Origin of the sequence: Microbacterium sp. No. 7 (genome assembly GCF_001314225.1) — a bacterium.
GTDB lineage: Bacteria > Actinomycetota > Actinomycetes > Actinomycetales > Microbacteriaceae > Microbacterium.
Window position 1 is genome coordinate 4277557 of sequence record NZ_CP012697.1, and the last position, 18119, is coordinate 4295675.

General features: G+C 65.5%; 33 protein-coding genes, 1 tRNA gene and 1 pseudogene. 6 read left to right on the forward strand and 29 right to left on the reverse strand.

The window, feature by feature from the left end; all coding sequences use genetic code 11:
• The 7 genes from AOA12_RS19735 to AOA12_RS22780 all read right to left on the reverse strand — a co-directional run bounded on the left by AOA12_RS19735 (window position 1) and on the right by AOA12_RS22780 (window position 6419).
• A complete protein-coding gene (locus tag AOA12_RS19735; protein WP_054686466.1) occupies window positions 1–441 on the reverse strand; it encodes a hypothetical protein in 441 nt (146 codons plus the stop codon).
• Window positions 442–463: 22 nt separating this feature from the next.
• On the reverse strand, window positions 464–1189 hold the full coding sequence (locus AOA12_RS19740) for a hypothetical protein (protein ID WP_054686467.1): 726 nt from the start codon (window positions 1187–1189) through the stop codon (window positions 464–466).
• 74 nt (window positions 1190–1263) lie between these two features.
• Window positions 1264–2304, reverse strand: coding sequence for a hypothetical protein (locus tag AOA12_RS19745; RefSeq protein ID WP_054686468.1), 1041 nt, complete (start codon window positions 2302–2304; stop codon window positions 1264–1266).
• Entirely contained in the window at window positions 2291–3691 is a 1401-nt protein-coding gene (locus AOA12_RS23305) for a hypothetical protein (protein WP_156366598.1), read from the reverse strand. Before AOA12_RS23305 ends, AOA12_RS19745 begins: the two co-directional genes overlap by 14 nt.
• 8 nt (window positions 3692–3699) lie before the next feature.
• Entirely contained in the window at window positions 3700–5454 is a 1755-nt protein-coding gene (locus AOA12_RS19755) for a terminase large subunit domain-containing protein (RefSeq protein ID WP_054686470.1), read from the reverse strand.
• Window positions 5455–5457: 3 nt separating this feature from the next.
• Window positions 5458–5949 (reverse strand): phage terminase small subunit, encoded by a 492-nt coding sequence (locus AOA12_RS19760; protein ID WP_442922256.1) that lies wholly within the window; start codon window positions 5947–5949, stop codon window positions 5458–5460.
• Window positions 5949–6419: an HNH endonuclease signature motif containing protein gene (locus tag AOA12_RS22780; protein ID WP_082406401.1), complete on the reverse strand. Its 471-nt coding sequence runs from the start codon at window positions 6417–6419 to the stop codon at window positions 5949–5951. Before AOA12_RS22780 ends, AOA12_RS19760 begins: the two co-directional genes overlap by 1 nt.
• Before the next feature lie 376 nt (window positions 6420–6795).
• On the opposite strand from AOA12_RS22780, the gene AOA12_RS19765 reads away from it, so the two are divergent.
• From AOA12_RS19765 to AOA12_RS22785, 6 genes are all read left to right on the forward strand, one after another.
• Window positions 6796–7101 (forward strand): hypothetical protein, encoded by a 306-nt coding sequence (locus AOA12_RS19765; protein ID WP_054686472.1) that lies wholly within the window; start codon window positions 6796–6798, stop codon window positions 7099–7101.
• A gap of 99 nt (window positions 7102–7200) precedes the next feature.
• Window positions 7201–7824: a hypothetical protein gene (locus AOA12_RS23705; protein WP_054686473.1), complete on the forward strand. Its 624-nt coding sequence runs from the start codon at window positions 7201–7203 to the stop codon at window positions 7822–7824.
• Between the two features lie 109 nt (window positions 7825–7933).
• Window positions 7934–8272 carry a hypothetical protein gene (locus tag AOA12_RS19775; protein WP_054686474.1) on the forward strand — a complete coding sequence of 113 codons (339 nt, stop codon included), beginning with the start codon at window positions 7934–7936 and terminating at the stop codon, window positions 8270–8272.
• Window positions 8269–8598, forward strand: a complete 330-nt coding sequence (locus tag AOA12_RS19780; RefSeq protein ID WP_054686475.1) for a hypothetical protein — start codon at window positions 8269–8271, stop codon at window positions 8596–8598. The genes AOA12_RS19775 and AOA12_RS19780 overlap by 4 nt, the downstream gene beginning before the upstream one ends.
• Entirely contained in the window at window positions 8595–8852 is a 258-nt protein-coding gene (locus tag AOA12_RS23315; RefSeq protein WP_054686476.1) for a hypothetical protein, read from the forward strand. The genes AOA12_RS19780 and AOA12_RS23315 overlap by 4 nt, the downstream gene beginning before the upstream one ends.
• A 29-nt stretch (window positions 8853–8881) precedes the next feature.
• Complete coding sequence (locus AOA12_RS22785; protein ID WP_197281001.1) at window positions 8882–9106, forward strand: helix-turn-helix transcriptional regulator; 225 nt, start codon at window positions 8882–8884, stop codon at window positions 9104–9106.
• Between the two features lie 605 nt (window positions 9107–9711).
• Here the strand turns inward: AOA12_RS22785 and AOA12_RS19790 are convergent.
• From AOA12_RS19790 to AOA12_RS23340, 22 genes and pseudogenes are all read right to left on the reverse strand, one after another.
• Window positions 9712–9900 (reverse strand): hypothetical protein, encoded by a 189-nt coding sequence (locus tag AOA12_RS19790; RefSeq protein ID WP_054686477.1) that lies wholly within the window; start codon window positions 9898–9900, stop codon window positions 9712–9714.
• Complete coding sequence (locus AOA12_RS19795) at window positions 9890–10192, reverse strand: hypothetical protein (RefSeq protein ID WP_054686478.1); 303 nt, start codon at window positions 10190–10192, stop codon at window positions 9890–9892. The genes AOA12_RS19790 and AOA12_RS19795 overlap by 11 nt, the downstream gene beginning before the upstream one ends.
• 149 nt (window positions 10193–10341) lie before the next feature.
• Window positions 10342–10413 (reverse strand) — tRNA-Asn (locus AOA12_RS19800).
• Window positions 10414–10783: 370 nt separating this feature from the next.
• A complete protein-coding gene (locus tag AOA12_RS19805; protein ID WP_054686479.1) occupies window positions 10784–11398 on the reverse strand; it encodes a hypothetical protein in 615 nt (204 codons plus the stop codon).
• Window positions 11399–11461: 63 nt separating this feature from the next.
• On the reverse strand, window positions 11462–11836 hold the full coding sequence (locus tag AOA12_RS19810; protein ID WP_156366599.1) for a hypothetical protein: 375 nt from the start codon (window positions 11834–11836) through the stop codon (window positions 11462–11464).
• 13 nt (window positions 11837–11849) lie between these two features.
• Window positions 11850–12248: a hypothetical protein gene (locus AOA12_RS19815; RefSeq protein WP_054686481.1), complete on the reverse strand. Its 399-nt coding sequence runs from the start codon at window positions 12246–12248 to the stop codon at window positions 11850–11852.
• A gap of 16 nt (window positions 12249–12264) precedes the next feature.
• Window positions 12265–12684, reverse strand: a complete 420-nt coding sequence (locus AOA12_RS24110) for a hypothetical protein (RefSeq protein ID WP_054686482.1) — start codon at window positions 12682–12684, stop codon at window positions 12265–12267.
• Window positions 12684–13040: pseudogene (locus AOA12_RS24115) on the reverse strand (DNA N-6-adenine-methyltransferase); the annotation flags it as partial. The gene AOA12_RS24110 and the pseudogene AOA12_RS24115, both read right to left, overlap by 1 nt.
• Window positions 12998–13375 carry a hypothetical protein gene (locus AOA12_RS19825; protein WP_054686483.1) on the reverse strand — a complete coding sequence of 126 codons (378 nt, stop codon included), beginning with the start codon at window positions 13373–13375 and terminating at the stop codon, window positions 12998–13000. The gene AOA12_RS19825 and the pseudogene AOA12_RS24115, both read right to left, overlap by 43 nt.
• Complete coding sequence (locus AOA12_RS19830) at window positions 13372–13674, reverse strand: hypothetical protein (protein WP_054686484.1); 303 nt, start codon at window positions 13672–13674, stop codon at window positions 13372–13374. Before AOA12_RS19830 ends, AOA12_RS19825 begins: the two co-directional genes overlap by 4 nt.
• A complete protein-coding gene (locus AOA12_RS19835; RefSeq protein ID WP_054686485.1) occupies window positions 13664–14236 on the reverse strand; it encodes a hypothetical protein in 573 nt (190 codons plus the stop codon). Before AOA12_RS19835 ends, AOA12_RS19830 begins: the two co-directional genes overlap by 11 nt.
• Window positions 14236–14427: a hypothetical protein gene (locus tag AOA12_RS19840; protein ID WP_054686486.1), complete on the reverse strand. Its 192-nt coding sequence runs from the start codon at window positions 14425–14427 to the stop codon at window positions 14236–14238. Before AOA12_RS19840 ends, AOA12_RS19835 begins: the two co-directional genes overlap by 1 nt.
• Window positions 14420–14581 carry a hypothetical protein gene (locus tag AOA12_RS23325; RefSeq protein ID WP_156366600.1) on the reverse strand — a complete coding sequence of 54 codons (162 nt, stop codon included), beginning with the start codon at window positions 14579–14581 and terminating at the stop codon, window positions 14420–14422. Before AOA12_RS23325 ends, AOA12_RS19840 begins: the two co-directional genes overlap by 8 nt.
• Window positions 14582–14714: 133 nt before the next feature.
• Window positions 14715–15008, reverse strand: coding sequence for a hypothetical protein (locus AOA12_RS19845; protein WP_054686487.1), 294 nt, complete (start codon window positions 15006–15008; stop codon window positions 14715–14717).
• Window positions 15005–15343, reverse strand: a complete 339-nt coding sequence (locus tag AOA12_RS19850) for a hypothetical protein (RefSeq protein ID WP_054686488.1) — start codon at window positions 15341–15343, stop codon at window positions 15005–15007. Before AOA12_RS19850 ends, AOA12_RS19845 begins: the two co-directional genes overlap by 4 nt.
• Window positions 15340–15540 carry a hypothetical protein gene (locus tag AOA12_RS19855; RefSeq protein ID WP_054686489.1) on the reverse strand — a complete coding sequence of 67 codons (201 nt, stop codon included), beginning with the start codon at window positions 15538–15540 and terminating at the stop codon, window positions 15340–15342. Before AOA12_RS19855 ends, AOA12_RS19850 begins: the two co-directional genes overlap by 4 nt.
• Window positions 15537–15965, reverse strand: a complete 429-nt coding sequence (locus tag AOA12_RS19860; protein WP_054686490.1) for a beta-sandwich lipoprotein — start codon at window positions 15963–15965, stop codon at window positions 15537–15539. The genes AOA12_RS19855 and AOA12_RS19860 overlap by 4 nt, the downstream gene beginning before the upstream one ends.
• A gap of 1 nt (window position 15966) precedes the next feature.
• Window positions 15967–16344: a hypothetical protein gene (locus tag AOA12_RS19865; RefSeq protein WP_054686491.1), complete on the reverse strand. Its 378-nt coding sequence runs from the start codon at window positions 16342–16344 to the stop codon at window positions 15967–15969.
• A gap of 39 nt (window positions 16345–16383) precedes the next feature.
• Window positions 16384–16830, reverse strand: coding sequence for a single-stranded DNA-binding protein (locus AOA12_RS19870; RefSeq protein ID WP_054686492.1), 447 nt, complete (start codon window positions 16828–16830; stop codon window positions 16384–16386).
• Window positions 16830–17009, reverse strand: coding sequence for a hypothetical protein (locus tag AOA12_RS23330; protein ID WP_156366601.1), 180 nt, complete (start codon window positions 17007–17009; stop codon window positions 16830–16832). The genes AOA12_RS19870 and AOA12_RS23330 overlap by 1 nt, the downstream gene beginning before the upstream one ends.
• A 421-nt stretch (window positions 17010–17430) precedes the next feature.
• Window positions 17431–17598: a hypothetical protein gene (locus AOA12_RS23335; RefSeq protein WP_156366602.1), complete on the reverse strand. Its 168-nt coding sequence runs from the start codon at window positions 17596–17598 to the stop codon at window positions 17431–17433.
• Complete coding sequence (locus AOA12_RS23340; protein ID WP_156366603.1) at window positions 17595–18083, reverse strand: hypothetical protein; 489 nt, start codon at window positions 18081–18083, stop codon at window positions 17595–17597. The genes AOA12_RS23335 and AOA12_RS23340 overlap by 4 nt, the downstream gene beginning before the upstream one ends.
• Window positions 18084–18119 lie beyond the last annotated feature (36 nt).

Consider the following 18119-nt stretch of genomic DNA (forward strand, 5'->3'; position numbering starts at 1 on the left):
TCAGTCCTCCACGTAGATGAACGAGCCCGTGACGGCCTCAGCGTTGCCGAGCGTGGTCCGCTGCCCTGCGATGGGCAGGAGGGACGGCTTGACGATGCCGTGGACGAGGAGGGCGAAGAACGGGTCGGCGGTCGCCGGTGCGTCTCCGAGGGGCACGCCGGCGTCATCGTTGATGAAGCCGGCGAGCTTCCGGCGGGGGTCGCCGGTCGTGCCTGCAGCGGCGTCGTACGGGCCGTACATGCCGTTCGCGAGGATCGCGACAGCGACACCCGAGGGGATGATGTTGTCGGTGGCGCCGCCGATGTTGTAGTGGGTTCCGGCGGTGAATGCCGAGGAGTCGAGCTGGCCGGGTCGGGCGGCATCCTGTCCGTGCTTTCCAGCACGCCACCGGGTGTCGACCTTCTCACCGACGACGCTCGTCTTGACCTTGAGGTCAGTCATGGGTTCGCCTTTCTGCGAGTGGTTACTTGTTGGCGGTTCGGCGTTCGTAGGCCTGCTTGCGGTACTGGCCGACCGAACCGGCCGACCCTGGTGCAGGCATCTGCTCACGCCCGAGCGACTGGTACAGCGGATCGCCGCCCTGGTCGCTGTCGTTCCCGCCCACCGGAGCGATGGACTGCGCGAACGTCTGGATGGCTTCGGCGTCCAGATCGCCCTTGTCGTCGAGGAACTTGGTCACGTCGACGAACTTGAGTGCCCCACGGACACGTTCGACCGCGTCGTTGGGGGTTTCGCCGGATGCTCGGGTGAGTCCGACGATCTGGCCCTCGATCGCGGGGGTCAGATACTTGGTGCGGGCTTCGGCCTGACCGGCCTGCTTGCCTTCGGTGCGTGCGTCCTCGATCGCCTTCTGCGCGTCGTCGAGGTTGCTGCGACGTGCCTGCTCCTGCTGCGCGAGGGTCGCCGCGACGTCGTCACGGGAGCCGAGCTTCGCCCACTCCCCGTTCTCACGGGCGACGGTGTCGGCACGGTGCTGCTGCTTCTTCGCCTCGTACCGCCAGTACGCTTCGCGTTCGGCGGGTTCCATGTCGTCCTTCTTCGTTCCGCGGGGGAACCCACGCTTGGCTTTGAAGTCGGTGTCGTTGAGGTCCGCGTCTCCGGGCAGGTACTCGTCGGGGTTGGCGACGATTCCGCCGCCTTCGGTTCCCGTTCCGTTGAGCACGATGAACGGGGGGATGCGCTTGCGCATGCGTTGTTGCCTCCATATCGGAATGCGTGCCCTCCCCCTGATCGGGTGGAGGCAACCCGCATGTCGCGGGAAGTTCAGTAGCGTGAGGCGCGGGCGATGAGGTTCCGGTGGAACTGGATGGCCTCGTCGATGTCACGCACCGGGGTTTCACGGCCGCTGCCGGTGAGGTCGATGAGGTTCGTTCCGCGTCGCCGGGCGTCCTCGAGAATCTCGATGGACCGTTCGGACGTGTCACGCATCTGCGCCCAGTTGATGGCGTTGCTGGCCTTCGTGGGCTTGCTGTATCCCGTGAACACCCGGCGGGAGGACTGCCGGTTCACCTCGGCGACGTCCTTGTAGTGGTGGCCCTTCTGCACAAGGATCGGGCCGAGCTCGCCGTGTTCGACGGTGCGGATGCTGATGCGCTTGAGGTCTTCCGCGTAGTTCGACCCGGCGGCTTCGTAGAGCTTGTCGAGGTCTTCCCTATTGAGCCGGAGACCCGGATCGTTCGATGCGGTCAGCGGCGCGACCGTGCACTTGCAACGATCGTGAAGGTCCAACAGGTCATCACGGGTGTAGAACCGGCTGGACGCGACGATGCAGAGCCCGCATGTGCCGGTCTTCGACAGCTCGGGATGAATGACCCGCCGGTATCCGATGACTTTCTCCGCCGGTGTCGCGTCGATCACTCGCTGTTGTTCGTCGCGTGCCGCGGCGGCGAGGTCCGCTTCAACGATCTGCTCGATACGTTCGGTGATCGTCTTCGTTGCGTCGGTGCTTTCGAGCGCTTTTCGGAGTTCATGCTCAACCTGCCGTGCGGGCCGCTTGTACACCTCGACGATGGGTGTCCCGGACCTCGCGTACATGTTCTCGAACGCGGAAGGCGAGGGTTCGACATCGATCGCGTTGAGCATCTGGACCATGTACGCGCGGGCGAGGAGGCGAGCTTGCTCGGTCGCGACGTCCACGTACACGGCGGACTGCGCGGCACGTGCGTTGATCATGTCGGGTCGCCCGAACCATCGGAACGGCACCCACAAGCCAACGAGGATGCGAATCAGGCTGGTGACGAGCGATGCGTGCTGTTCCGCGTAGGTCTCGACGACGCGCCGCACCTGCTGGTCAGTCGCCGCCACCGGCCTGTCCTGCCTGTCCGAGGGACGTCACGAACGCTTCCGCGAGACGGTCCTGCGCGGCCTGACGCATCTGCGCCGGCGTCATCTCGAACACTTCCTCGTCGATGAAAGCCTGCGTCGCCCCACCGGTCTTGAACTTCGCTGCCGCTTCGGCCTTCTCCGCGAGCGACGACGGCTGGATCTTCCCCCAGATCACTTCAAGGTCGGTGATACTCGCCCGAGTGGTGTCGCCGGTCATGAGGAACGACTGCGACATCGCCTGCGTGAGGGCGACTTCCGCCTGCTCATTCATGCCCTGCACGGCATGGATGAGAGGTTCGCGAGAGATGTCGGCACCCTTCGCGGACTGGTTGTTCGACTCCCCGTCGAACAAGTCCTGCGGGGTGCGGGTGTTCGACATGAGCGTCTTGAGTTCTTCTTTCCGTGCGCTGTACACGGGGGTCACGTCGGTGGACGCGGATTCCCAGATCTCCGCACCGAGCGGGAGCATCCACAGCGCCGCGGGGCCCGCTTTGAACATCTCGTCGTAGTCGATCTCGTGACCGGCCTGCGGATGCCCTTCGGGGAAGTGAGTGGGCAGGTTGCCCTTGACGCCCCGCTGCCGGAACGACTGCATGACGATGAGGGTCAGCGCGTTGAGGGTGATCTCGTTGATCCGGTCGACGGTGTCGAGGTGCTTCTCGTACACCCCGAACCCATCGACGGTGCGGTTCTGCTGCAGCAGCGCGTCCAGGGTCCATGGGGTGATCTGCCGGTCTTCTCGCCACGTCCACCCGGGCCCCGTGTACCAGGGGGTGCCGTCCTGCGGCAGGGTGGGGAACTCGGTGAGCCGGTACGCGCGCCGGTAGTACCCGGGCCGCCACAACGTCAACGATTCGGCTTTGTTGATCTGGTCGTACCCGTAGGTGATGCCGGCTTCGGTGAGCCACGGACGCAGAGCGTTCTGCTCGGTGATCGTGTTCCACTCGTTCCGGACGTTCCAGATCGGCCCGTCTGGTCCTGGGATGGTGAGGATGTACGCACGCCCGTAGTCACCGGTGTCGTTGAAGAACTGCCGTGACTGGACACCCATCCGGTTGCCGCGCCAGTGCTTGAACGCCTCGAGGTCACCGGTCTCGTCGGCGGGCGCCGCGGTGCGGAACCCGAGGACACGCTGCCGGTCGGTGCGAGCGTCACGAATTGTCTCCACCGTGTGGAGGCGTGACCGGCGCATGAACCGCATGTACGACTCACGTGTGCCGGTGTCCCACGCGTTGTCGGGCAGGAGCGCGTCACCGTCACGGTAGGCGGTGAGTTTCCGCATCCTGGGGAGTCCGGCGCCGAGCTTCTCCCCCAGTCGCATGAGCCACCAGTCGTCCGATCCGGGGATACCCGCTTGTTCGAGCACGTTGCCCCCTATCTGACGCGTCGCGGCACACCGGTTGTGGTGTCCTTGAACTCCTTGCGGAACCTGGCCCGACCTTCGATCGCGAGCGCCATGCCGACGGCGGCGTCCATCTTTTTCCCCGACCCGCGGACGTCCTTGCCGATCACGTCACCTGCAGGTCGTTTCCAACGGCGGGCGTTCATCACATGCCGTGTGAGGACGAGGTGGTCGCCGTGGATGATGTCGCCGGTCTTGATCGCGGTTTCCGCACGCTCCACGACCTTCGCCATTTCCGCGTGACGGCTCGTTTCGAACGTGATCTGTTTCTTCTCGGTGACGTGCACGACGAGACCAGCGCCGTACAGGTTCTCCCACCGGTCGACGTAGTCACGCCAATGCGGCGGGTCCGCGAGAAACGCGACCACCTTGTACTTCTTGAACGTCTCCTTGACGACCGCATCAACGGCTTGGTGATCAACAGACCAGTGGGCGGCTTCTTTCGAGTCCGGCGCTTCCCAGATCCCAATGGGGAACACGTACCCGTCCGAAATGCGGCACCCGATGAGGACAGTCGCGTCCCTGTTCAGCGAGCCGTCGAACCCGAGCGCGATCTCATCACCTCGACGCGGCGGCAGAATCCCGAGACGCCGCCCACCGGTCCTCGCAGCAGCTCGCCGAGCTCGGAGTCCGATCTTCACCCATTCGTGGAGCTTCAACCACGCATTCGACGCGGCGACGAGACTGTTGAAGAAGTACCGGCGCGTGTCGGCTTCCGACTGGCGCGTATCGAACAGGGAGTCAAGAAGGTCTTCGGGGTCGTTCCATGCGATCGCGTCGCCGAACGCTTCGATGAACCCGCTCCGTAGCCGGTCGAGGTACTCTTCCTCGGTTTCGAGCCGCTCGCCACCCTTCGCCTCAGGGTCCTTGACTTTGATCTTCTCGACCGACTCGACATCCGCCCACCTGTGATCGAACAGCAAGCGAGGGCGTCGGGCTTTGCCCTCTTGGATCATGTCGGCGAGGAAGTACGTGTCCTCGGCGATTGAGTCTTCACCAGGCGCGTACATCGTTGTTGTCTCGATGTACCAGGTGCCTTCGCTGCGCCGCTTGACGAGGTTGCGGGTGACGGTGCTGTACATGCTGCGCAACGTGTCGGTGGTGTACAGGTGCGTCTCATCGAACACGGCGAACGTTTCGAGTCCGCCGTCCTTCGACGCGGACCCAGCGGTTGCGGGGATGATCATGCCGCCGTTGCCGATGATCACTCGCGTCTTGCCGACATCGACGCCGTACGCCGCCTTCAAGGCGAACAGCGGGGCGTCCTCGTCGGTGAGGTTGTAGTAGACCGAGTCGTAGACGTTGCCGGTCTGCCCTTCCTCCGTCGCCATGATGCGGATGTAGGGGTTGTGAACCGGCTTTCCCATGGGCTCGCCGGGTGAGTAGGTGTACGTCTGCCCGAGGAACGTGTAGGTCTCTCCGCCCTTCGCGTACCCTGCGAATCGGCAGGGCCCGAAGGCTTCGAAGAGCACCAGTGCCGCAGCGATGCCGGACTTGTCGGTGCCTTTCGGGCGGGAAAGGAACGCAGAGTTGTAGAGGCGGCTGCCGTCCTTCTCCAGCCCGTAGCAGTCAACAACGAACCCGGTGTACTCGTCGCCGTACCGGATGGGCTTGCCCTGCGCACCACCACGCCCGTGAACAACGAACGTCTCGATCCACCAGACGCCAATCCAACCGAGCGACCTGGCCCGGTCATGCCGGGGCAGCCGGATCAGGCGATGAGCCACGACCTACGCCCCCGCGAGCCGACTACGCCGATCGTTCAGCGACGTGATGTTGTCCGAACCACCATCCGCGTTCCCAACCGGGTACTCCTCGGGCACCTCGATCTCAAGCCGTAGCCGCAGCCGGTCCGCGTACGTCGCGCCGAACGCGGCCACCCGCACACGGATCTCCGCGGCACGCTCCGAGTTGCGGCCACCGCTCATCCACATCTGGTGATGCATCAGCGCCGTATCGAGCATGTAGTCCCAGTCGACGTCCGTGACCATCCGAGTGCCCTGCGGCGACCGACGCCAGTTCTCCCACCAGCGCACGGTCTGCTTGTGCCACTGCTCACGCACAGGCGTGTCCTCGTCCTCCCACTGCGACTTCGGCAGGAACGGCAACACATCGTCGGGAAGCGGGAAGCCACCGATCTTGCCGTCGGAGCGGATCGACTCACGCACGGGCGTGTCACGAGCGCGGCTGCGCTTCTCCTTCGGGGGAGGACCGGGAGACACTAGACGGCCTTCCTCGCGTGGTAGCGGGCGAGCGCTTCAGAGTTCCGGCACTCTCGACACTGCCTGTACGGGGCCTTCCCCCGTACGGCCTTGATGATCAGATTCGATCCAGTGAGATCGTGGCCACGAACGCAAGCGGTCTTTCGGCGGTTCTTGGCGATGTAGTTCTCGCTCCGGTCGGTGTTCTCTCGGGCCGTGACCACCTCAAGGTGCGCCGGGTTACAGCACGAGCGGTTCCGGCAAAGGTGATCCACCTGCATGCCGCCAGGGATCGACCCCTGCAACACGCGAACAGAGATCCTGTGCGTGTACTCGCGTCGTGGGTAGGTTCCGTCGGGCTGACGCAGCGCGTATCGCCCGTAGCCGTCTCGGTCCCGGTACGCGCGCCACTCCCAACAACCGGATTCCGCCTGCTCAACCTTCGACCAGAAGGCATGGGGGAGCCGCGGATCAGCGAACTGGTACTGCATGGTGCCTCATCTCCATCCAGAACGGATGCCGCGACCAGAACGGCTCGCGGAGGTGAACGATTCGGGGCTAGGTACCCCCTGGAACCCGCGCGCACAGCGGAACGCAGAACGTGTGCGGGCGGGAGGGAGGCCGGGGGTGGGGGTCCTGCCCCGGGTGGGGTCGAGCTCGCTGGGGCGGGGTGTGTGGCCGGCGGGTGTGTGTCATGTGACGTGACATGTGTGGGGCGTAAGGGCTGGGCGGGGTGCTGGGGAAATGGATGAGGGCACGGGCTTGACAATGCCCACGGTCATGGGTAATGTCATGGGTGTCGGGAAGTAAGACACCCGCAGACCTGAAACCACAGCCCCGCCCGGGGCCCGTCGAGAGGAGCACCCCATGCCCAATGTCATCACCGCCCGGCTGGCGCCCGTCATCGGGCGTATCCCCGCCGACATCCACGCTCGCGCCGCGGCGCTCGGGATGATCGCCGAGACCTACGCCGAGACACGCGCCGGGCACGGCGTCACGGGCCGCGTCGCGTGGCATGTCGCATTCGTGGCCGAGCCGCGCCCCGGCCACACGGAGGTCGTCCGCATGCGGTGCGGCACCGCCTCGACCGAAGCCCACGCGCTCGTCGAGCTCCGTGACGCGCTCGCCGAGCTCGAGCCGTACGCCGAGCGGATCGCCGCTATGCGGGCGTGAGATCGGCCCCCGTGTGCGCGTAGGCGCCGCCGGCTCATGACCGGACACGGGGACAACCCCGGCCAGTAAGGCGGCCGGGTCAACCGAAGGGAACACATCATGCGTGCATCGAACATCGTCGGGCTCGTCGCGGGCGCCGTTGCAGCCGTGGGCGTCATGCTCATCGTCGCCGTCGCGGTCATCCTCGGGGCGACCGTCAAGGCACCGCCGACAGCCGACACTGGCCCCGTCGAGCCCGCACCGGTCGTCGTCACCGCCCCGGCCTTCAAGGCACCGCCCGCGGCGGCCGGGGAAGCTCCCGAGCGCGGCACCACTGACGGGCGCAGCTGGGTGCGGCTGGGAGGCGTGACCTACTGGGCCGAGCCCGTCCCGACGCCGGAGCCGACGCCGGTCGTTGAGCCGACGCCGACACCCGCACCGGAGCCGGAGCCGGAGCCGGAGCCGGTTGCGCCGGTGGACGAGGAAGCGCCCGCCGTCGAGTGGGTCGAGCCCGCACCGGTCGTCGAGTCGGCGCCGGTCGAGTCCGAGCCGGCGCCCGCGTACTGGGTGGTCGACACCTACGACGACGGGACGGTCGTCTACGGGACGAACGACCTCGAGGCATTCGCGGGTATGGAGTGCCCGCTGTCCGACGACCCGGCAACCGAGATCGTCTGGTCTGACGACGAGTCCAGCTGGTACGGCACCCGGTATTGGGGTGCGTGCATCGAAGTCTGGCGCTGACGTCCGCTCGCAGTTGCAACGGCGGGCCCCGAAGCAAGTCGCACGGGGCTCGCCGCCCACCACAACCCGCCCGGGAGGTAAGACACCCGGGCCCACCGAAGGGAACCTCATGTACTACCGCATCCACACCGCTGGCGGCCGCAAGCTTCCCGGCATCTACCCGACGCGGCTCGCCGCGTTGCAGCACCTCGCAGACCGTGGTCTCAGCACCGTCGCGCACACCATCCGGCCCGACATCTCGACCGTCTCGATTCGGCGCGGGTACGCGGCCGTCTGCAACGGCGACACGACGATCGGGTACGTCGAGCTCACCCGCGACGGGTGGGCGGCGCTAAGCCTCGTCGCATCCACGTACGGGCACGAGTCCGACCGTGTCGAACGCGCTTGGGCTCGAGGTTGCGGCTCGCGTGCTGAGGCCGTCGCCGCGGTTGCGGAGCGTGCGCTGTGACCTACCCCGAAACCGCCCGCCGATTCGCACTCGCTGAGCAGAGCACCCGCTCCGGCGCAGCGCCTGACGTTGCCACGCTCGGAGCTGCCAAGCTCCCGATGTCCGACTGGGCCGAGGCCCGCCGCGACATCATGGGGCCGCAGACCATAGCCGCGAACCACGCGCTGCACGTCCAGGGAGCGGCGTTCGACCTGCGAAAGGCCGCCGCGGAGTGGGAGGCGATCGCAAGCACCCCCACCACTCCCGAACAGCGCCATGTCGCCGCGCAGCGCATGGACACCGCCGCCCGCGCCCTGCTCGCCGCCATCGGGGAGGGGGAAGCATGAGCGCGATGGGTGCGGTGCACCTCGAGTTGCAGGAAACGGGGATGCTCCCCCGGTTCGATGAGTACACGGCGCGGGCGCGGGAGTGTGAGGTCCGTGAGTTGCACGTTCTCGCCGGCGTGTACGCGCGGGCGGCGCAGCGACTCATCGATGTTGCAGCTGCCGCGGTGCTGGAAGAGAGATGCCCCGGCTCGAACCGCAGAGCGGGTAAGACACGAGCCGGGGCGTTGCGGCGACCTGAAGGGAACACCACATGACCACTGTACCGGGTGCGAAAATTGCACCCATGACCCAGCACTACCTGAGCCCGAAGGAAGTTGCAGAACGCATCGGCGTCGAGCCGGAAACGGTGCGGACCTACGCGGCGCGAGGGCGCATGCCTGAACCTGACGCGACGATTGGTTTCATCAAGGGATGGTTGCCGGAAACGATCGACGAGTGGGCGGCGTCACGCCCGGGCCAGGGCCGGTGGGGACCGAGGAAGTTGCAGCACCCCGAGGATGCACCGTGAGAGTCAGGGCTCTCGCGGGCGGGCGGAGAGTTGCATGCCCTCGTTGGGCGGTCGGGAACTGGCGGGATGCCGACGATACCCGGTCGCGTGTGGAGCGTGCACGGGAAGTTGCAGCGTTGGGAGTGGGGCGGGAGAAGCGCCCGAAGGTCGTCATGATGCGGCCTGACGGGACGTGGAAGGCCCTACGGGAGTAGGCCCGGGTGCCGGCGTTTAGTTGCAGTCCGGCGGCGTTTCTGAGCGGCCCTGCCGCCCTCCGCTGAGGACTTCACCCGGTGGTGGTACTCGCACAACGATTGCAGGTTTGACGGGGAATGGTCGTGGTTGCGTTGCTGGTTAACATGGTCGACCTGGTTCGCGTACGCCCCGCACTTCTGGCCCGTGTCGTATCGGATGTGTTGGCATCGGTGGCGGTCGCGTTTCAGGATCGCGGGGCGGATCACGGTGTCCCAGTCGGGTGGGAGTTGCGACTTTCGTCGCGATGTTGACCATGCCATCAGTCGCAGTCCCGGCCCTCGTAGCGGCGGTCGCAGCAGAACAGGAGCGCGAGCTCGGAGTCGTAGGTGCGCCCGCAAGTTTCGCATTCGTACAGGCCGTCGTCGCGAACGTCAGGCATCCTGGTGGGTCCAGACGTGCGCGTACAGGTCGGTCATGTCGGGATCGCAGGCCAGTTCACACCGACCCGACTTCGTGTGGCTCTCGGGGAGGAGACGGCCTGTCACGTTGACCGGGACGACCGTGTCGCACGCCGGGCATTGCACGTGCACGGTACCGATCTGGACAATCTCAGTCGTCATCGTCGTCGTCCTCGTCGTTGTTGAGCATCGCCCATGTTGCGCGTTCCATGACGACGTTGAGGAACGCGGCGAGACCAGTTGCATCGGTCGTTGACGTTTGCGGACCCAACGCGTACTGCGCCCCGGTCACCCGGGGACGCATGGTGTCGTCGGTGGAGTCGATACGTGAGGTTGAGATCCCGAGAACCCACCCGGTGATCCACGTGCCGTCCTTCACATCACTGGTTGCACGGAGGTAGTCGTGGATTGCGTCGTCAAGCGCCTGCAGCGGATTCGCGTTCTCAGCAGCCATCAGCGCCTCTCCCGTGGGGTGTCACCGCGGGCGAACACCCAGACGAGGATGTTGCGCCCGTACCAGTGCCAGAGCACGGCGACGCTCAGGCCGATCGTGAGGCCGATTGCGACACGCATAGGCACCCCGGGCTCTCGAAGGGATTCTTGCTGGCGTGGAAGGATTCGAACCCTCGCGCATCGGATCAACAGTCCGCCGCTCTGCCACTGAGCTACACACCAAAGGGCCCGTGACGTGGGCTGGGCGGTGTCCATGCACGCTGGACACGGCGATGTATGACCCCGCAGGAGAACGTGCGAGGTGTTTGTACGGCAGTAACAACCCATTGCCGTTGATGTGCGGCCCGATCGGTGGGCCTTCTACGACCCGGATATGCCGCTTGTCAGGCGACTACCGGGGAGAATGAGAAGAACCCCCGCGAGTTGCGGAGGTTCGGAATGCTCGGGCATAGATTCTCGATGCTCTACAAGCAGTATGCCACATGTTTCACTTCATCGGAGTCCTTGACCGCCGTGTGTCTTCTCGGTCTCGATCAAGTCGCCCAGGTGGAAATACCGGATACGGTACGGGCGGATCGTCCGCACGCGACCGTCACGCACCCATCGGTAGATTGTCTCCCTCGACCGGCCGACCGCCGATATCGCTTCGTTGAGTTGCACCCAATCGCTTCTTGTTGGTTTCTCGGTCACGGTTCTCGCTTTCGATGAGGTGCGCGGCGAAGGTGAACATGTCCTCGTCCATGATCGCTCTGCAGGCTTTGTCGGAACAGCGGACGATAACGCGATCGCCGTCGAAACGCGGCGGGTGGTAGCGGAGGGTGAGCGCGTTGCACGCTTGGCAACGCATGTGGCGCACACGGTGCGGTCGGTCGGCGTGGGGCCACTTCGCTCGCGCTATCTCCGTTTCTCTCGTGAATTCCCACGCGACCCAAGCTCCGTACTCGTCGTTCACGGCGTCTTCGAGCTCGGGCCACTGGTTCAGTTCTTGGAGGAGGCGGGTGATCTCCTCCGCGGCGAGCCACGTCGGCGGGAGACCGATGTGCCCATCCTGGGAGGAGGTGACTTTCACGTCCACCTCGCCGGAACGGATGTAGCCGGCGACGCGGAGCCACGGGACGAGGGCACGGGCGTTGTTCACCGCGTTGCGGAGACGATCGAACTGCTCGACCGTGTAGTAGCCGATGCCTTCGTGTGAATGATCCGTCATGGCTGGCCCCTTATCTGTCCACGGGAGGATCCGTGGAGGTATCGACGGCGTCAAGAAGTTCGCTCACTGGTGGGGCCTCCGTTCATCAGGTGGGTCCGGGGTGGTCGACGCCCCGAGCGCCGGGCGGTCACGAACCGAACCTCCGGGGGTCGGGTGCTCATCACAAGCCTCGTCGGTGAGGGACATCTCGCGACCGCAGCGCGGACACGACGCACCCCGGAACGGATCAGCGGAACCGCCCGTGCTCTCGTACACGGTGATCACGTCGCCGTGTACGATGTCGCACTGCTCGGTGTAGACATCCCGGTTGCAGTGCTCGCAGATGCCTTCGCCGCAGTTCACACAGAACGGGCCGTTGTGGTAGCCCTCCTCCCATGCCCAGGTGTCGACGTGACCGTTCTTGTCGGTCTCGAAGACGTGCCCGCCGGGGACGAGCATGCGGGGCGGGTACTCAGCCATCTTCGGCCCTTGCTCGGAGCCATCGGCTGGTCGGCGTCGATAGGACACCTGCGAGGTGCTCGTATCCCTCGGCCTTGTGTCTTTCGGCGAAAGCGCGTAGTAGGTCGCGGTCGTGCTGGGCGAGCCATCGGTCGAACTCGGCCTCACGCTGTTCGGCTTCCGCCGGTGAAGCAAGGTAGACCGAACCCCAGGCGTAATCGCTCCGCACATCCTCCGTCGTCGGGGTCTCCGGGCTCACTGCGCGGACGATCGTTCCTTCGTCCGGCGCAGCTGTCAGCTGGGCGTCGCGCTCGGCGAGCCACTTGTCGAACGGTGCCGCCAACTCCTTCTCGGAGAAGAACGGCTGATACATCCGCCGGCCGATGATGTACCACTCGCGCACATCGGACACGTCGGGTTCTCCACGCTCACACATTGCTCTCACCTCCGAGGGCTGCTTCGAGAACAGCACGGACCCTCGCGCGGCATCGGCGCGCTGTCACGACGTCCTCCGCGAGAATGCGGTCCCACTCGCCCGCGGCGTGGCCCGGATAGTACTCGTAGTCGCGACGGGAAGCTCGCTCGACCATCGCGTCGTCAATGACCGGCACCTTGGCCTCCGCGACGTCCGCGGGCTCGTCTTCCACGATGTCGAGACGCACCAGATCGTCAGGGAGTATGAGCGCGACGTCCAGCTCCTCCCAGGAGCCGGTGATGTCGGTGTTCCAGATCCCTTCCGCAGTCCACTCGAAGATGGGGCACCTGCATTCGCGGCAGCCCGACGCCCGTCCGGGTAGTGGAAGTGCAAGCGACCATGCAGGAAAAGCACCGCTGTCGCTCGCCGCCACACCGTCTCCACGAACCCGCGCGTCTCGGTGCGCGCGAAGATCAGCGCGATACCGTCGCCATGATTCGCAAGCTTGCCCAGCCACTTCCACGCGGCGAACGAATATGGCGGATTCAGCCAGACGCTTCCCGACCATTCCGCCGTGAGCCCATCCTCCGGCAGCTCAATGTGTCGCTTCGCCGTATCCCACGGACGCGGCGACGGCGCGGCACAGGGGTCCAGGTCGAACGGCCCCAGTGCGTCGATGATGTGGCGTGGTGTCAGCCAGGTCACGGACTTCGCGCGCGCCGATTGGTGCGACCCCATCGCGCGCGTCATCGATCGCCTCCCTTGATCTGCTTGTGGTCCAGGAGGCATACGCCGGACACCGCCGTGCACCCGTGGTCGCAGATGGCGCCTGTGGGGTGGAGTGCCTGCGGGGTAGAGCGCCCGTGATGAAACCCCTCTTCGTACCCGGCCTCGTAGTCGCGTCGCAGTTCTACGAGATCCCGCAGCCCCACCGACGGCAGGTCAAGGCGCCATAGCGCGCCCACGACCAGCTTGACGACCGCGGCGGGGATGTCATCGACACCGACTGTCTTCGCAGCCTGGTCGATCTCGTCGGCCGCGCGGCGGAGGTCTGAAGCGACCTTCTGCGCCGCTGTCCTCACCCGGCGCTCCGCGAACTCGCTGGCCTTGGCACGGGCACTCATCGGCTCCTCCTCAGGTCATCGGCCGCGCCCTGCGCGCTCTCGCGGACCCGCTTCCGAGCGGCGTCCAGATCGAACAGCGGTCGCGCGTCCATGTAGGCGCGCAGCGGGCGGGACAGCAGGTCGTACTGCGTCCACTCGGCACCCGGCGGCGGGTCGATGATGGAACAGCCCCGTGTCATGACCTGCCCGCCGTAGCCGCCCCGCCAGCCCGCGGTGCTCCCGTATGTCGGGTGCGCGTCATAAAGCAGCAGAGCGAGTGCTCCCGCGAGGTCTTCGGCCAGTTCCCGCTCAGTCGGCATTGCCCGCTCCCTTCTTCGCCGCGTGGTAGCGTTTCGCGCCCCACAGGATCGCGTGGCACGCGAGCAGGAAGTGAAAGTCGAAGTCCTTCCACGACTCCACGTCCTCGTAGTCCCATTGGATGTTGAAGTCGTCCAGAACCGTGACGGCCTCTTCCACGCTGTCGACCTCCGACTCGGCCGACTGCGGCAGATATCGCTGGGGGTCTCCGCGAAGCCAGGCCGCCCACTTCTCCCGCGAGAACACCCTCACGTTCCGCGCGCCGCGGTCCAGCTTCTCCGCCCAGTAGTCGGGCTTGATCCATCCCGGCGCCTGGTTTTGGTCGAACCACGTGAGCATGTCCCGCTCACGGGTGAAGATGAACCCCTCGCCGATGTCGCCGCGGATCGCGAGCGATCCTGGCCACGTGATGATGTCCCAGTGGTAGATGCCCGTGCCGGGCTTCTGGAACCGCAGGTGCCGGTAGAGACCGTCCTCATGGAGGATCTGCATTTCGTGCTCTTCCGTCTCTGCCAGCAGCACCCTGTACACGTCGGGGTAGTGGTAGGGCTTGAGGTCAGGCATCAGCCCTCTCCTACCTGTTCTCCGTAGTAGTCCGTGATCTCGTCAGAGGTCGGCTCGCGCGTACTCCGCACGTCGTAAGCGCTGTCGTCCTCCATGCGCTCGGTCGCCACCACCTCATCGCCATCCCAGTAGACGTACTCGGTGTACTGCATGATGGTCTCTTCGACGCGCTTACCCTCAAACTCAGGCATCAATCCGCCCCTCCGCCACCAGCGCGGCCCAGAGCGCGCCGGAGAGAAACGCCTCTTCCACGTCCTCGATCTCGCCCTCCGCCGCGATCTCCGCAGCCCTGTCGGTCGCGGCGTCCTCGAAGCCCTTCGGGCGCTTCCATGCGTTCTCGTCCATCAGTCCTCTCCTTCCTCATCCCACGCAGGGCACTCCACGCACGCACTGCACGGCGGCGCGATGTGGCATGAGCAGTCGTGATCCGGTGCCTCGGGCTTACAGGAGAAGTGATCCGCCGCGTAGTGCTCTGCCATCAACTCTCCCCTTCCAGGCGCACCAGCAGCTCCCGCAGGAACCAGATGACCGCCCCCTTGTCGTACGCGCCGGGATCGACGGTGATGTGGTCAGCGATGTACTGGAGCTGCATAAGGCCGTTTGCATCCCCCGTCCAGAGCCCCTGCGCGAGGGCATCCAGTAGCTCCGCCTGCTCGCTGTCGAGCCCTTCCGCGAGCAGAGCTCCGAGCGTCGCCCAGTCGTACTCCGCATCCACGACGACGCGGGCTTGCACGCCGGGGATGTGGATGAGGTTCGTGATCGTGTCGCTCATGACAGCCCCAGCGCTTCCCGGATCTCAGGGCGGATTTCATAGTGCTCGTCATCGGGGCTCGTCTGGACGGTGGTCACGAGAGCCCCGTAAAGGGCATCGCCGACAAGCAGATACCCAGCTTCCTCGCTGTCGATGAAGTCACTCTGCCCTACGCGAGTCAGCGCGATGAGATTCGCGATGCGCTGCTGTTCCACGAGTGCGAGTAGCGCGTGCGCCTGCGCTTCCTGGATTGCGAGTGCGGCGGCGGGGTTCGTCTCGTCTTCGTTGGACGGGATCTGCCTCGCCAGGTCCAGGAATCCCCGCGCCTCCTGCGCATGGTCGATACGGTCGCTCACTTCACGTCCTCCACCAGTTCGCAGTCCCGCCGGATGTTTGAGCCCCAGCACCAGCCGTCGCCCGTGTAGTCGACGCCGTTCCACCGCCAGTCGTCCACCGGCTTCCCGGCGTGCGTGTTCTGCCGGGTGATGCGGATCAACCGGCCGTTCCGCTTCCTTCTCCAGACCTGACCGACCCGGATCTCCTGGTCGGTCACTGCTCCCCCGCCTCCAGGTCAAACTCGGGGAAGATGCTCTCCGGCTTAATGATGATCTTTCGGTGGTACAGGCTGACGTCTTTCGACTCCAGCTGCTCGGTGATGTACGTCACGTTGTCGCTGAGGCCGAGGAAGTCCTTCGTGTACTGGTCCGGCCCCTGTTTGCAGGTCACCTCCAGCGCCCCCGCGAGCCCGGAGTCCGCCGTCTCAACGGAGCAGTATCCCTCCACGGTGAGCATGATCTCGTTCGTGATCCCGTTGATGAAGGTGATGCGGCGTTCGATGTTGAACTGCTCGGCCTCCCGCGACAGGTTGTACGACGCAGTGTCGGCGTCGCTCGTACAGCCCGCCAGCGCCAGAGCGCCCGCGAGGGCGACTGTCGTGATGATGCTCTTCTTCTTCGCGTTGCTCTTGCGGTCGCTCATATCAGCACTCGATCCCGTAGTGGTCATTGAAGCCGTGGACCTGAATCCACGCGGGGCGGGCGCGGAGCGGCACCGCCCAGGCGGTCTCGCCGCGTGCGGGCGCGCTCCCGTAGTTCGTCCCGAAGCTCTGCGCCGAGCCGTCCACGTAACGGACGTTGATCTCGTAGATGTCGGGTGCAGCGTCGAAAGCGACCGTGATCCGGTCGTCCTCGACGTAGTAGCGGCCGTTGTTGCCGCCCGTGCCGCCGCACACCGCGGGCTCCGTGGCGGGGACGCTCGTCGCAGCGGCGACGGGTGCCGTGACCGCTGCTGCAATCACGGGCATCGCCCACGCGGCACCCTTCAGGATGGTGCGGCGTGACGCACGATTCTTATGCATACCTGACCCTTCTGGTGGTTGCTTTCCGGTACTCATCGGTCAGAACGGGGCGTTCTCGCCGTAGTTGGGGTTTACCCAGCCATCCGCGCCCGAGGCCGGGGGCGTCCAGGGCTCCTGCTGGGCGGGATAGTTTTGCGGGAAGTTTCCCGAACCCTGCACAGCGCGGGTGACCTGTGCGGTTGCGAATCGCAGGTCGGGTCCGAACGCGTCGGCGTTGATCTCCCACGCTGTACGTTTCACGTTGTCGCGGTCCTCGTAGGTGCGGGATTCGAGACGTCCGACGACGATCACCGACGTGCCCTTCTCGAGGTGCGCTGCGTTCTCTGCGAGGGAACCCCACAGTGTGATGCGGTGGAAGTCGGTTTCCTTCTTGTCATCTCGACCCCGGTTCACGGCCACGGTCACGTTCCCCACGGGAAGGCCGTTCTTCGTGAACCTCAGTTCGACGGGCGCGACCATGTTCCCGCGAATGGTGATGCTCGTCATCAGGTGTCCTCTCCGTGGTAGATGCCGTGGCGTTTCGCGGCGTCGGCGATGAGCCCGGCGGGTCGCTCCTCGAACCCTTCACGGGCACCGGCGGCGGCGGGCGTCACGCTGATCGTGATACCCATGTCCTTCATGCGCTGCATCTCACGGTCGAGTTGATCCTGTGCTCTCTTGTTCATTGGATGGTTCTCGCTATCGCGTCTATGTCGTCTGGTCGGTGGCTGATGTCACGGATCGTGACCTCGAACCTGGCCTTCTCCCCCGGCCTGTACTCGATACGGAGGCGTGGTTTCGACATCCATTCCGGGGAATCGTCAGGCACGATGTGTGCTGAGATGCCACGGTCTGAACCGATCGCGTCGTAGATCGCTTTACAGAACGGGTCAGGGCCGTCCGTGTCCCGTTTCCGCCTGTCCGTGACAACCCATACGATCTGCACCTCGCAACGTTGCATTTTCGGTACCCGGTGGGAACGAGTAAGGGCGACAACCAGGTTCCTGACCTCGGCTGTCGCCCTTGCTTTCACACGCCAATGCGTGCGACTGTTCGCAGATAACCCGTCGGGTGGACGGGGGTACGGGAGGACGATCGTCCACACGCTCACGACTCGATCACCAACTCCGATGCGACCATCGAATAGTGGGCCGACTTCTTTCGCAGGTCGGCATCGCATGCGAGATGCGCCACCCATTCCGGATAGACAGCCCGGGCATCCCGCACGTTCGGGACAACCTGGGCACCGCTTTCGATCTCGATAACTCTGCTCATATTCGACCTTCCAGAAGTGAGGCGAGCGCTTCAGGCGCACGCTGGAGAAGGCCGACCGTCGCGGCCTCGGCCTGCTGTGGGACGACGCCGTTGCCAGCGGCTTTCAGCTCCTCGGCCCGGGTCAACCCGACGCCCGTGATATGCCCCTCGGGGAGACCCATCATCCATTCCGGGAGCTCCGAGTTCAGGCGCGGTTTCCCGCCCTTCCCGTCGTGCCGCACAGGCGACGGGGCGGGGCGAGTGATCCGCTCCCACCGGGCCACAGCCTCGGCGTAGATCCCCCAGTCGTCGCGCGGCACTACCGTCCCTTGTGGCCGGTCGTCGTCCGAGCGGGCACCCCCAAGGCCGTATGCGAGCTCAGTGGATGAGCCGCCCCTGGTCGCGCGAGGAGTGGGCATCTGCCGCGCCTCACGGCCAAGGTCCCGTGCATGACCGTTGCCCGTTTCCGGTTGCGTCGTCGGCGTGGGTAGCAGGTGCTCGACCACGTCTTGGATCGTGACCGAGTGCCCCCCCCCTGCGGC

Coding starts and splice junctions, on each gene's coding strand:
- AOA12_RS19735 (WP_054686466.1), bottom strand. CDS start 441: ATGACTGACCTCAAGGTCAAGACGAGCGTCGTCGGTGAGAAGGTCGAC.
- AOA12_RS19740 (WP_054686467.1), bottom strand. CDS start 1,189: ATGCGCAAGCGCATCCCCCCGTTCATCGTGCTCAACGGAACGGGAACC.
- AOA12_RS22780 (WP_082406401.1), bottom strand. CDS start 6,419: ATGCAGTACCAGTTCGCTGATCCGCGGCTCCCCCATGCCTTCTGGTCG.
- AOA12_RS19765 (WP_054686472.1), top strand. CDS start 6,796: ATGCCCAATGTCATCACCGCCCGGCTGGCGCCCGTCATCGGGCGTATC.
- AOA12_RS23705 (WP_054686473.1), top strand. CDS start 7,201: ATGCGTGCATCGAACATCGTCGGGCTCGTCGCGGGCGCCGTTGCAGCC.
- AOA12_RS19775 (WP_054686474.1), top strand. CDS start 7,934: ATGTACTACCGCATCCACACCGCTGGCGGCCGCAAGCTTCCCGGCATC.
- AOA12_RS23315 (WP_054686476.1), top strand. CDS start 8,595: ATGAGCGCGATGGGTGCGGTGCACCTCGAGTTGCAGGAAACGGGGATG.
- AOA12_RS22785 (WP_197281001.1), top strand. CDS start 8,882: ATGACCCAGCACTACCTGAGCCCGAAGGAAGTTGCAGAACGCATCGGC.
- AOA12_RS19790 (WP_054686477.1), bottom strand. CDS start 9,900: ATGACGACTGAGATTGTCCAGATCGGTACCGTGCACGTGCAATGCCCG.
- AOA12_RS19795 (WP_054686478.1), bottom strand. CDS start 10,192: ATGGCTGCTGAGAACGCGAATCCGCTGCAGGCGCTTGACGACGCAATC.
- AOA12_RS19805 (WP_054686479.1), bottom strand. CDS start 11,398: ATGACGGATCATTCACACGAAGGCATCGGCTACTACACGGTCGAGCAG.
- AOA12_RS19810 (WP_156366599.1), bottom strand. CDS start 11,836: ATGCTCGTCCCCGGCGGGCACGTCTTCGAGACCGACAAGAACGGTCAC.
- AOA12_RS19825 (WP_054686483.1), bottom strand. CDS start 13,375: ATGAGTGCCCGTGCCAAGGCCAGCGAGTTCGCGGAGCGCCGGGTGAGG.
- AOA12_RS19830 (WP_054686484.1), bottom strand. CDS start 13,674: ATGCCGACTGAGCGGGAACTGGCCGAAGACCTCGCGGGAGCACTCGCT.
- AOA12_RS19835 (WP_054686485.1), bottom strand. CDS start 14,236: ATGCCTGACCTCAAGCCCTACCACTACCCCGACGTGTACAGGGTGCTG.
- AOA12_RS19840 (WP_054686486.1), bottom strand. CDS start 14,427: ATGCCTGAGTTTGAGGGTAAGCGCGTCGAAGAGACCATCATGCAGTAC.
- AOA12_RS23325 (WP_156366600.1), bottom strand. CDS start 14,581: ATGGACGAGAACGCATGGAAGCGCCCGAAGGGCTTCGAGGACGCCGCG.
- AOA12_RS19845 (WP_054686487.1), bottom strand. CDS start 15,008: ATGAGCGACACGATCACGAACCTCATCCACATCCCCGGCGTGCAAGCC.
- AOA12_RS19860 (WP_054686490.1), bottom strand. CDS start 15,965: ATGAGCGACCGCAAGAGCAACGCGAAGAAGAAGAGCATCATCACGACA.
- AOA12_RS19865 (WP_054686491.1), bottom strand. CDS start 16,344: ATGCATAAGAATCGTGCGTCACGCCGCACCATCCTGAAGGGTGCCGCG.
- AOA12_RS19870 (WP_054686492.1), bottom strand. CDS start 16,830: ATGACGAGCATCACCATTCGCGGGAACATGGTCGCGCCCGTCGAACTG.
- AOA12_RS23330 (WP_156366601.1), bottom strand. CDS start 17,009: ATGAACAAGAGAGCACAGGATCAACTCGACCGTGAGATGCAGCGCATG.
- AOA12_RS23335 (WP_156366602.1), bottom strand. CDS start 17,598: ATGAGCAGAGTTATCGAGATCGAAAGCGGTGCCCAGGTTGTCCCGAAC.